This is a genomic window from Thalassomonas sp. M1454, from assembly GCF_007097525.1.
Taxonomy (GTDB): Bacteria; Pseudomonadota; Gammaproteobacteria; order Enterobacterales; family Alteromonadaceae; genus Thalassotalea_A.
The window spans coordinates 222,517-235,005 of the sequence record NZ_VKDD01000001.1 but is presented as its reverse complement, the minus strand read 5'-3'; the positions used below and the strand labels follow the sequence as shown (position 1 = coordinate 235,005).

7 protein-coding genes are annotated in these 12,489 nt (G+C 38.5%); all 7 read right to left on the bottom strand.

Annotation, left to right across the window (positions count from 1 at the left end; genetic code table 11):
- Positions 1–3 precede the first annotated feature (3 nt).
- The gene (locus tag FNN08_RS01020) at positions 4–759 is read right to left on the bottom strand and encodes a hypothetical protein (protein ID WP_143582783.1); all 756 of its coding nucleotides are present in this window, start codon (positions 757–759) and stop codon (positions 4–6) included.
- Between the two features lie 73 nt (positions 760–832).
- Positions 833–2,587 (bottom strand): Ig-like domain-containing protein, encoded by a 1,755-nt coding sequence (locus FNN08_RS01015; RefSeq protein ID WP_143582782.1) that lies wholly within the window; start codon positions 2,585–2,587, stop codon positions 833–835.
- Between the two features lie 74 nt (positions 2,588–2,661).
- Complete coding sequence (locus FNN08_RS01010) at positions 2,662–6,309, bottom strand: TonB-dependent receptor (RefSeq protein WP_143582781.1); 3,648 nt, start codon at positions 6,307–6,309, stop codon at positions 2,662–2,664.
- A 97-nt stretch (positions 6,310–6,406) separates the two neighbouring features.
- Positions 6,407–7,852, bottom strand: a complete 1,446-nt coding sequence (locus tag FNN08_RS01005) for a sulfatase-like hydrolase/transferase (protein WP_143582780.1) — start codon at positions 7,850–7,852, stop codon at positions 6,407–6,409.
- A 7-nt stretch (positions 7,853–7,859) separates the two neighbouring features.
- Entirely contained in the window at positions 7,860–9,287 is a 1,428-nt protein-coding gene (locus tag FNN08_RS01000; protein WP_143582779.1) for an aldehyde dehydrogenase family protein, read from the bottom strand.
- Between the two features lies 1 nt (position 9,288).
- Entirely contained in the window at positions 9,289–10,440 is a 1,152-nt protein-coding gene (locus FNN08_RS00995; RefSeq protein WP_143582778.1) for a mandelate racemase/muconate lactonizing enzyme family protein, read from the bottom strand.
- Positions 10,441–10,777: 337 nt separating this feature from the next.
- The gene (locus FNN08_RS00990) at positions 10,778–12,253 is read right to left on the bottom strand and encodes a sulfatase-like hydrolase/transferase (protein WP_260679246.1); all 1,476 of its coding nucleotides are present in this window, start codon (positions 12,251–12,253) and stop codon (positions 10,778–10,780) included.
- Between the last annotated feature and the right edge of the window lie 236 nt (positions 12,254–12,489).

The following is a 12,489-nucleotide window of genomic DNA, read 5'->3' as shown; positions in this document are numbered from 1 at the left end:
TAACTATTCTTCTTCACCATAGATTAATTCAAAATGCTTACCGTATTTTTCACTCATTTCAGTGCTATCATCTGAAGTTGTTAAAAAAACAACCCAAGCATATTTACCTTCTGGAAAATCACTTTTCAAATTACTTAACGGTAAAGTAATTTCACCCGGCTCTGTAACAGGAAACTTCAATGCGCCATATTCTTTCCAGTTACTACTATCGAGGAGTTTAATATGTAAATTACGAGTTTCAGTAATATCATATTTTATTTTTAATGTTGCCTCTTGCGTGCCAACGATTTTCTTTGGCCAATCAACAAATTTTATCTTGTCTTGACTACTAAAGAGTGTTTTCTTTACGTATTTTTCTTCATTGACTACTTCAAACTCAAAATGCTTTGTCTCTGTTAAACGGTCGCTCCAATTTTTTCCTCTTGGCGCAATATATGCGTCAATACGGTATTTTCCTGGTTTTAAATTATCTATAGGCACTTCAAAATGATATTTACCAGATTCTCTAATACGCTTCATGGTTCTTTTTATTGTTTGCCACCCATCCATATTTTGAAAGGCGACATGTAAGTCACGAGTCTTATTTACCTCTAGCTCAATAAAAACCTTCGGAGGTTCAGTATAGCCAATTAGTTCGGTTGCAGATAAATCGATAATAGCGTCTTCGGCAAGCACATTGAATGCACAAATGCAGCTGATAAAAAACGTTAAAATTGTTAAGTGTTTTGTTATTATTTTTTTTATATTTAAGGATTTCATTGTATCTCCTTATGTATTATTTTGAGAAAAAAAAGCCATTCATAATGAATGGCTTTTTGATTTAAGTTGTAATTTACTCAACTTCAACAATTGAATAATTATCTAGCAGAATAGTTTCACCGTCAGCAAATCCATAGATATCCCAAGATAGGAAAGCGGCAGTTGATACGTTGAAATGCGCAGGTACTGACCACTCATCTGTCCCTGTTAGTGGGTTAATAAACTCAACTAACTGCCAATCAGTTGTTGGTTTAAGTACGGCAGTAACCGTTCCTGCTACACCCGCTTCGATTCGTGCCGGGTAGTTAGCTAAACCGTCACAACCATCACAATTCCATGGAATGATAGAGTGCTCTAACTTAACTTCTTCTGTCGGTAATTGGCCTAGCTTTGCCCAAACTTTAAACTTAAATGTTCTGCCAATTGATGCACCGCCACGTCCATAAGTCGCTGCATGATAGTTAAACACTTGGTTCCATTGTTGCTGAACAACACCGCCATAAAATTTACCGCCATTAGTCGAGGTAATTTGCAAAGATGTACCGTCTAAGCCTTCAGCAACATGGGTCGCACTTGCTCCCCAATTACCTGAATCAAGTTTAAGGTCAGAGGCGAAAAAGTCAGTACCATCAGCATTTAAACCTGGATCACACGCTAAGTTTCTTTCAGCTGTAACGGTAACCATTTGCGGTTGTACGTCACCTGCAGCGGTTGAACCCGAATAACCTGAACCATAACCAACAGTAATGTCAGCACTTTCTCCTACGGCTAAGGTATTAGCAAATCGACCGGTTGCACTAAAGCCGCCTGTTGTCTCTTCTTTGGCTAATACAAGCGAGTCTGAAGACCAAGCGTAAGTATATTCGCCTGATAATTCATCAGCAACAATAGTCGGCTCAACGTTTACACCTATTGCAGAACAAGTCGGTACCGCTTTTGTACCTAATGGTGCACCTAGGTCATTAAACTCTTGGTTAGTAATCAAAAGGTTAAAACCTGGTGTTACATTGATGGTAGCCGTTGCTGTTAACTCAGGGTTTTCAACACTGGCAACAGTAATAGTCGTTTGACCTTTATTGTTACCGGTAATAACACCGTTTTCGTCAACACTTGCAATTGAAGTATCAGCAACGTCATAAGTCAAATTGCTATTACATGAATATGCTGGAGCAGTAGCAGATAACATAGGAACGCTATCCCCTGAAGCAACATTTATATCAAACGCTTGAACGTTTGCTACAGGATCGCTACCTGCGGTAATGGTTAATTCTAATGTGCGAACTGGGTGCTCTTCACCTGGTGCATATTCATAACCGTTATCGACAACATAAGTAATACTATATTCAACCAATGTTGGGAAATCTCTAACTCCGTTTCCTATTGGGTTATTGTTTTCATCTACTGCGCCTCTTACATCGGTTGGATCACACATTCTTAATGCTTCAGCAAAGGCATCAGTATCAATTTCAAGTGTTACACCATCATCGCCAATAGTAAAAGGAGATACACCTTGGTTGTTGGCAAAACCTGGAGCCTGTGGCGTAGTAAAACCATCAGTTAAAGTTTCAAAGTTAAAATCCCTGATATATATTGGGGAAGAAGAGCTTTCTAGAGTTAATGGTTCACCATCAACCATTGCACCTTCTAATAAGTTAACTTGTTGTATGCCGGAAACCTCTTCGAATTCGGCAGCGATATTTTCCATTGAAAATCCAACTGGATTGTCATTTTTAAAGTTGTTTGCGTAACCTTCGTCAACGTCATCACAACCTAGTAACGATACTGATAGAGCAGCTAGTATCGTTGTTTTTTTCAGTAAGCTATTCATCTTACATCTCCAAACTTTTTATTATTTGATTGGTGAAAATCACCAATCGTTTAATTATTTTCCAAAGCGTTTAATTAAAACGTTCCACGAATACCGATACGATATTGACGGCCACTCTTGTAAATAGAGGCTGTACGACTTGTTGTTACACTTTCATCAAGTGCATTACCTTCGTCATAAACAACATCACCATTTTCATTTTGGATATCATATGCCGTGTAATAGTTACGATATACTTCATCCGTAAGGTTGGTTGCCTGGAATGTGATAGAGAACATTTTGTTGATTTGGTAGCTAGAGCTAAAATCAAGACGGTTAGTTTCTTCTTGCCAAATTGCACCACCAGTAATGCCGTCATTAATTAGCTGCTCACCTGTATATCTATGAGCTAAACGAAGTGAAACACCATATTTTTCATAATATAAAGTTGTATTAGCTGAATGCTCAGGCGTATTCTCTTGTGGTAAAGGTTGAGTGAATAAACCTGTTGTGCCGATCTCTTCAGGATCCTTTTCTGAATTTTGGTAAGTATAGTTAACACTTAAACCTAAACCAGACCAGATACCAGGAAGGAAGTCATAGTTTTGCGTGTAACCAAGCTCAATACCATGAATTTCAGCTTCTTCACCATTTTTCTCAATAGCAATTAATGCTGTGTGACATTCTATATCCCACGAACTAGCACCAAAACCACCAACATAACGGTGTGGCATACATTGTTCAACACCGCCAGGTTGACGTTCTTCGTCATAATCGAGTAAAAGGTTGGCATCTTCTAGGTCATATTCAGTACGAACATCTTTATAGTGGAAAGGCGTAACAACAGTTTCAGGGAAGTCACTCATTTTCTTATAGAATAATGCTGTTGATAACATACCTGTTTCGTTAAAGTACCATTCAAATGATAAATCTAAGTTTTTAGACTTAAGCGGTTCTAAATTCACATTACCTGCGCTACCTTCAGCCGTAGGGCCCCAAACGTTTTCGTTCATTTGTAAGCGAGGGTTTAATGAATCAAAACCAGGGCGTGTCATTGTTTTTGATACCGCAAAACGAGCGATCATTTCATCATTAATCGCATAGTTTAAGTTCAAACTAGGTAATAACAACTCATGACTTGCTGTACCACTTGTTGGTGCTTCACGTTGCCATGAAGACTCAATATTACCATTTGGACCTACAAATGAAGTTGATCTATCTAGGTAAGGCCAAATTTCACCTGCAGAACCAAACTGTCTATGTGTTAAAGGACTTGCTGGTACTAAGTTACCATTTGCATCAACAATCATGTTTGGTAAATCAATTAATTCAAAACCATCAGCAGCATTACCAAAAACTAAACGGTTAGTATCTACTCCGCCTGGTAATATCCAATTGCCATTTGCATCAACAGGTGTTGTTGCATCGTTCCAATAATCATAACCATGGGTTATTGCCCAATCATAACAGCCAGTTAATTCACTTTCGTTTTGTGGGGCCCAACGTGTATCTCCTGCACCGGTTTCAGGGTTAACACCCATAACAGCTTCAGGACAAGCTTGTTGACCTTCAATAGTACCTAGGCCACGCTCAACCAATAAGTTATAAGGGTCTAGCATATGTGGTGGGCGGTAGTAGTTAATCCCACCATAACCACTTGCCGTATTTTCGTCTTTAACATAACGTAAACCTACGTTACCAGTTAAGCGACCATCAAATCCTTCAAAGTTAACTTTAAAGTAGGCTGATTGAGTTTCTGTTTCGATCTCACGCGTACCTTGATTATTAGCCGCAACACCAACAGTGCCAGGATCTCTGCCTACAAATTCTGCAATAGCTTTATCAGCATCAAGCATTGGCCAACCGCCAAAGAAAGCATTGTCTCTATTATCCGTTAAGTCTTCACCAAAATTATCAAACGGGAATGCTTCACCAGATAGCATATCAACTAGATTAATTGAACCCATACCAACAGTAGAGTAACTTGTGTCAGGGTCTGAGTTATCGATTAACGCCGTACCTGTATTGACGGAAGTATTTTGTGTGTATACATCTTTATTACGTTTAGCATACTTAAATCCAAACTCTAAAGAAGTGACATTGTATTTATCAACATCGTAATCAAAATTTAAGTGTACCGATTTATTGGTATCTTCTTGTTGATTATCTCGAAAGTTTAACGAACCTAAATGGTTTGCTTCTAAATCAAATGGATTAAATTTACTGGTAACTGAATTAACACTGCCATCATATGGATCAAATACAGCTGGGATTGTACCCATAGTATAAGCACAATCTCCATCGCTTGCTGTACAGTCTAAACCTATCGGCTCAAGTTGATCTAATGGAACAGATTCTAGGATTGTGTTACCAACAGTTCCCCATGTTGCTGAGCTTAACCCTACATGATTATCTGTTTCATCGGTAGTTTCTGAATAACCTAGGCTAAGATTCATTCTGAATGAATCATTAAAGTCATGATCAAGTTCTAAAGAAACAACGTTTGTTTCTAACTCTCTTAGACCGCCACTACGGTTGAATCCACCACCAGATTTACGGCTATATGACTTATTCAATGTTCGGTTATCTAAATTAACACCATTCCAGTCTGCAACAGGGTCGGCACCCGAAACACCGGTAAGTGGAGCAAAATTTAAAGTAAACGCGTGATATTCTTCGTCAACATCTTGTTGAGTATGCGTAATATCAAGTTGAATGTTTGTGGTATCAAGAGGTGCCCACTCTATACCAGCAGAAACTGAAAGACGGTCACGTTCACTCGTAGATGTTGATATTCTGGTGTAGTTTCTTGCTAATACATCAAGAGGACCTTGGTGTGCAATTTGTGTATCTGGATCCCAGTTAGCTAAGTCTTCAACCGTTTGGCCTTCATCTAGAATACGAATATATTTACCTGTTTCTAAATCGTGTGCAGTACGGCCACTGTCAGCATATAAGTCAGCAATTGGAATTGCAGCATCAGTCCAGTCAGTATTTAATCTATCCTGCCTTGTTGTTTGTGTATCTTTAGCTACGGTTAGTACAAAACCTAGGGTGTCATCTAAAAACTTATCTGAAATACTACCAGTAATACGGCTGTCTTCTTCACCTGAGTATTCATTGTAACGACCTTCTACGCTTAAAGAACGGCGAGGTTCATTTAATGAAAGAGGCTTAACCGTGTGAAGTATAACGGTACCACCAAGAGAACCTTCATCTTGGTCAGCAGAAGACGTTTTAATGACATCTATCGAAGATAAAATATCTGATGAAAATGAAGATAAATCGACACTTTGGTCCGCAGTAGGGCTAGAGCCTTGATCGCCAGAAAGGCCACTTGTTAAAGCTACGCCATTCATTTGAATTTGGTTCATCGAAGAGCTTGTACCACGAATTGAAATTCGAGCACCTTCACCATTTTCTTCTTGAACCGATACACCTGTGACACGTGATAGCGCATCTGCAATGTTTTGGTCGGTTGATTTACCTACATCTTCAGCATGAATTGAATCACTAACGCTTTCTGAAAAGCGCTTTGAATTCACTGCTTTGCGTAAACTGCCTTTAAAGCCAGTTATTTCAATAACTTCTATTTCACTGATATCTTCAGCATCAGCTTTCACTTCAACTTCAGTTTCAGCTGCTGCCGTTACTGTAGCGTCTTCCTGAGCATATGCTGGCATTGCTATATAGCTTGCCATTATCGCTGCAGAAACTGCTGATAACTTAAATTTGTGACTCATTTTAGCCCCCTGGGTTGTGTGCTTCTTCAGGTTTTTACTGCTTTTATTATTTACCTGAATTTTTGTATTATTTACCTAAAATAATTAGATAAACGGTTTAATTTATTTGCGTTTTTATAGTTTTCTCTTTACCACGACTGCCTTCTAATACTTTATCGTGATAGAGATCCATTCGGTTTATATCGTAGTTTTCAAATTTTCTTTGTAGTAACCAACGTGGTCTTTCTAGCGTTGATTCCCACTCGAATAGTTGTTTGAACATGGCTTGCACTCGTTCTGGTTCTTGTGCTGATAAATCATGCTGTTCCTTTAGATCATCTGGTAAATAGTAAAGCTTTGCCGGACGGTCAGGAAAACGCATTAGTTTCCAGTCGCCAACACGGATTGTGCCTCTAACATCTTTCTTCCAAAATAATACTGGATGAGGACGTTCTTCTATTTCACCTGTTATATAAGGTAGTAAGTTAACGCCATCTAAATTAGTTACTTTGCTCAAGTCACCATCAGCTGCAGCGTAAAATGTTGGTAATAAATCAAGTAAACTGATTGGATTTTGATAGATATAGCTTTTGTTTAGTTTGGCAGGCCATGATGCGATAAATGGAACGCGAATACCGCCTTCTAGATGATTTGATTTGCTGCCGCTAAGAGGTGAGTTGTCTGATGCATTACGATCTGAAGGTCCACCATTATCGTTAGTAAAAATTACTAACGTATTGTCCGACAAACCTAATTCTTCAAGCTTATCAATAATTTTTCCAGATGCGCGATCGAGTGCTAACGTCATAGCTGCAACAGTCTTTCTATCACCTTTAAGGGTTGGAAATTGGGCTAAGTCTTCAGGAGTTGCATCCATTGGCGTATGGACAGCATTGAATGAAACAAAGGCAAAAAAAGGTTGTTTTTGTTTTGCATTTTTTTCAATGAACTTGTTGGTTTCATCGGCTAATACATCGGTTAAATAACCTTCATGCTCACCCATAACCTCAAAGTTCCGCTCCATCCAATCAAGCTCACTTGGTGGATTTTTATCATAAGCATAATAGCTACGAGCTCCACCTCTGAAACCATAGAACTCATCAAAACCACGCTTTAGAGGGTGAAATTTATCATCGCCACCTAAGTGCCATTTGCCATAAAATGCAGTAGCATAACCTTGCTTTTTAAGGTAGTCGCCCATCGTAACTTCTGAAAGAGGGATACCCATATCACGCCCATCTGCTGCAGAATTAGCACTCATGTAGCCAGGAACATTATTTTCTTCAAAGCCAAAACGCTGCTGATAACGACCGGTCATTAAACCCGCTCGTGAAGGACCACACGTTGCATCTGATACATAAGCTTGAGCAAATGTAATACCGCGCTGAGCTAGTTTATCTAGATTTGGAGTTTTCATAACCTTACTGCCATGAAAACCAAAATCGGCATAACCTGCATCATCGGCAAATAACAGAACAATATTTGGTTTGTTTTCTTCAAAAGCAAATGCACTGGTGCTACAAAGAAAAATAAACGTACTGATTAGATTAATTAACTTACTCATCGTCTATTTACTCATTAACCAAAATAGAAACGCGTTTATTGGTAAGGTATTCCTGTAAACTATATTTAGAGCAATCTTTACCAACACCACTTTGTTTTAAGCCGCCATGTGGCAAGTGCACGCCATAATGAACTTCATTAATACATACACTACCTGCTTGGATTTGGTCAGCTGCTTGCAAGCCGCGCTTTAAGCTATCGGTATATACATATGCTGCTAAGCCAAGTTCACAATCATTGGCCATAGCAATAACATCATCTGAATCTGAAAAACTGATAACCGGAAGAACAGGGCCAAAAATTTCATCACAAGATAGAGCCATTGATGGTTTAGCATCAGCAATAATGGTTGGTTCAATGTAGTAACCAGCTTTATCCGCTGGCGCTTTACCGCCCATTAATACACGAGCACCTTGCTTAACTGTTGTCTCTATAGCCGCTAGGATACGTGTGCGTTCTTTTTCAGACATCAGTGGCCCCATAATGCGACCTTCTTCACGTCCTGCCGCTAAGCGTATTCCTTTAGTATGTTCAACTACTTCTGAGAGAAATTGTTGATAAACTGATTCATGTACAAAACAACGATTTGGTGACACACAAACTTGGCCACTATTGCCAAATTTTAAATCAACAATGTTGTGAGCAGCTTTCTTTATATCTGCATCGTCATAAACGACAACTGGTGCGTTGCCGCCAAGTTCAACAGAAAAATGCTTAACAGAAGTACACGCAGTTTGCATTGCACGAACACCAGCTTGTGTAGATCCAATCATGGTGAACAAAGAAGGTATGTTGCTAGTTAATAACGGATTAGTAACATCGTAATCATTACTTGTAATTACGTTCAGCACACCTGGTGGAATACCGGCTTGTATAGCTAACTCAGCACATTTTAATGTTGCCAAAGGTGTAACTTGTGAAGGTTTAATAATGCCTGTACAGCCTGACGCTAAAATTGGACCAATTTTGTAACCAAGGTTAAGTAGTGGGAAGTTCCACGCTAAATAGCCAACTACAACGCCTAATGATTGACGTTGAATATAATGATGGAAACGGCCATCAGGATCTTGAATAACAGGTTGCTCAACACGCTTCATTTCTTCAATAAAAAAGCGTAAACATGTAGTTAACATGCCAAAATCATATTGAGCATTATCCAGTGGTTTTCCTGTTTCGCTGATTAAGATGTCAATAATTTCGTCTTTATGACTCTCTAAAATATCGGCGTAATTAAGCATTACTTTTTCACGTTCTGCGATTGACGTCTTAGACCATGTTTTAAAAGCAGAGTCTGCCGCGTCTAAACATTGTTGCACTTGCTCTGATTCGATATCTGGAACGCTAGCGATTACTTTTCCTGTATCAGGATTGGTTACTTCGAAACTTGTTGCTGATGAAACAAGTTGACCATTAATTAACATAGAGTAATTAGTCATTTTATTTTGTTTCCGTAGAGTTAATTGAAAATTGTTTTAAAGCATTTTCATTTATTTCAACACCAAGTCCAACACCGGTAGGGACTATCGCAGAGCCATTACGTACTTCTACGTTTACGCTATAAAGCTCATCTCTTAATGGGTTTTCTGTTCGGTCATATTCAAGGAATAAAGGCTTGCTTTCGGCACGTCCTGGTTCAGAATAAGCCGTTGCTAAGAAATGGGTTGCGGCTGCAAGGTTAAGTTGAGTGCCCCATACGTGTGGGATCATGTTAAGGCCTTGGGCTGATGCGATTGTGCGAATTTTCAATGCTTCACTTGGACCACCACAGTAAGCTAAATCAGCTTGAACTAATTGAACACCACCTTGCTCTAATAATTTCTTAAAGCCAAATCGTGTTTGTTCACATTCACCCGTTGCAATTGCTACGCGTGTGGTTTCTTGTAATTGTTTGAATTGAGCAGGGTGCTCTGGAGAAAGAGGCTCTTCAAACCAGATGTAATCGTTATCTTCTAAAGCTTTGGCTACATTTATTGCTTCAGGTAGGTCATAAGCATGATTTGAGTCAGCAGCTAAAATTGTATTAGGTAAAGCTTTGCGCATTAATTCGATCAGCTTGATATCAAATTCAGGATTCTTACCTACTTTAATCTTCATGGCTTTAAAACCTTGCTCTGAATATACGCAAGCTTCTTCAACTAACACTTTTAATAATACGTCTTCAGGCATATCCTGAAAATACATGCCTGTTGCGTAGCAAGGGACTGTATCGCGACAACGGCCGCCCATTAATTCGCTTACACTTAAACCTAGTAACTTACCTTTTAAATCCCAAAGAGCCATATCAATTCCTGACATGGCAGCCATCATTACGCCGCCGCGAGCGAAATCAAGAGAAGCTCGCCACATATGGTGCCAAATCATTTCTGTTGAAATAGGGTCCATTCCAATAACTTTAGGTGAGTAAAATTTTTCTACCGCAGTTTGAATTACTTCAGCTGGACCGTAACATTCACCCCAGCCAGATACTCCTGTGTCAGTGATAACTTCAACAATAAGTACACAGCGGTGATCATAAGACCATTGAGAGAACCCAAACGGTTGCTTTAAATCACAACGTACAAGATGGGTTTTGATGCATTTAATTTTCATCTATTTAATTAACCTATTTAGCGATCTCTATTTAAATTTTATTTAAATCTATATCGACGGTAGTCTTACATATTAATAACTTGATACTAACTAGTTAAACATATGATGTTTACATTATCAATATAAAAGCTAAAAAAAATTGAAATCAACGTAATTCGAATATAAATGAATAAAATCAATAGGTTATGATAAAAGCGGTGTTTTTTCGTTACTTTGAGAGTACAAAAATTAAGTGAAAAAATGATGTTTTTTGAACGAATAGGAAAAAAAACAGCGCCTAGGGCGCTGCAAAAATGAGAAATAGTTGTACAAAAATTAAATAAACTTGCTCTGAATATTATAAATAAGCTTTGGCATGATGTTTTAATTTAACTAAAGACGGATCATTAACACGTTCTAATTCTGACATAAGAAGTTTGACCATCTTAGCGCGTTGTTTTTTATAGCTCGGTGTCTTTATATGGTTGACCATCTCACCTGGATCTGCTGTTAAATCATAAAATTCATCGCGATTATCACCAGGGTTCCAAACAAATTTAAATTCGGGAGTACGCACCGCTCTTATGCCAAACCACGCCCCGTTATACCATTCATAAGCATATAAGGCGGTATCGGGTAGTTCTGCTTCGGCTTTGTCACCTATCGTCATTAATGGTATTAAACTGTGGCCATCGACGTCACCATCACTTTTTAGTCCCATCCAAGATGCCAATGTTGGTGTGATATCGAGTAAAGATACTTGTCGGTTTATTATTTTCGGTTCAATTGTTGGGTTTTTAATTAACAGTGGCATTCGCATTAATTCATCATATGCATATGGCCCTTTATCATATAAAGAATGTTCACCTAACATGCTACCTTGATCGCCCAGTAAGACGATATGCAAATCATCGTATATACCTTCATCTTTAGCTGTTTGTATTAACTCACCAATCATTCTATCAACCATTGCAATAGCGCCATAGTAATAGGTTCTTGATTTACGCCAGTCCATATCTGTCATATGACCGACATCGTGCCATGGCCACCATATACCATCTTGAGCTAGTGGTTTATCAATACGTTTTGCCAAATGATTTTTAGGCAGTTTTACCATCTTTGGATCAAACATACTTGCGTAGGGCTCAGGTACTCTATACGCCGGGTGAGGCTGATTAAAACTAACAACACCGAAAAATGGACGTTTATCTTTAGCCATTTGTGCCAGCATTTTTTTGCCAGCTAATACCTTTTTGTAGGCTTGAGTATCTTCATAGCCGCCATCAAGGGTAATATAATACTCATGTTTTTCATCGTTTTTATCTAGCTTACCTTCGTAGTAGCCTTTTATCTGTGGCACTTTTGCATAAGGAGTGTAAACGCGTGAAAACCGTTTTCTGGGTTCATGGCCATGTGCTAAATCTATTTCAGCTCCGCGAAGTTCTGTACCTCTTGCTCCTAAATGCCATTTACCCACATGACCAACTAAGTAGCCAGCTTCAGATGCTCTACGCAATAAGCCACCTTCTTTTAAGTCAAGTTCAGCGAGTCGAGTTGAGTACAACTCAACATTATCATCTAAGCCCGTTTTATGACCCCATCGGCCCGTATAGAAAGCTGCTCGTGATGGTGAGCATAAACCTGTTGTAGACATAGCATTATCAAAACGCACAGACTCCGCAGCAAGTTGATCTATGTTTGGCGTATTTACTGGACCGCCTCTATAGGAAAAAGTATCAAATCTCATATCATCGAACATAAGCACAAGTACATTGGCTTTATTTTGTGTTTCAGAACTTATGGATTCATTAGCGTATGAGTAATTAGCACTCATAAAAATGAATAAAGAGAGAAGATGGAGGATTTTTTTTAGCATTTTTGGTCAACCTATATAAATACTTATTTATGTTTTTAATACTAATGGAACCAAGCTAAATCCCATATTAGTAAACATGATATGTTTAATGTTGAACTAAAGAGTAAAGCAAATGTAAATAAAAAACAAACATATGATGTTTGACATTGTATTACGTTATAGTATATTGGCTAACACAGAATGTAACAATAATT

Excerpts from the sequence above, each read along its gene's own strand:
- FNN08_RS01020 (WP_143582783.1), bottom strand. The coding sequence starts at position 759 with ATGAAATCCTTAAATATAAAAAAAATAATAACAAAACACTTAACAATT.
- FNN08_RS01015 (WP_143582782.1), bottom strand. The coding sequence starts at position 2,587 with ATGAATAGCTTACTGAAAAAAACAACGATACTAGCTGCTCTATCAGTA.
- FNN08_RS01010 (WP_143582781.1), bottom strand. The coding sequence starts at position 6,309 with ATGAGTCACAAATTTAAGTTATCAGCAGTTTCTGCAGCGATAATGGCA.
- FNN08_RS01005 (WP_143582780.1), bottom strand. The coding sequence starts at position 7,852 with ATGAGTAAGTTAATTAATCTAATCAGTACGTTTATTTTTCTTTGTAGC.
- FNN08_RS01000 (WP_143582779.1), bottom strand. The coding sequence starts at position 9,287 with ATGACTAATTACTCTATGTTAATTAATGGTCAACTTGTTTCATCAGCA.
- FNN08_RS00995 (WP_143582778.1), bottom strand. The coding sequence starts at position 10,440 with ATGAAAATTAAATGCATCAAAACCCATCTTGTACGTTGTGATTTAAAG.
- FNN08_RS00990 (WP_260679246.1), bottom strand. The coding sequence starts at position 12,253 with ATGAGTGCTAATTACTCATACGCTAATGAATCCATAAGTTCTGAAACA.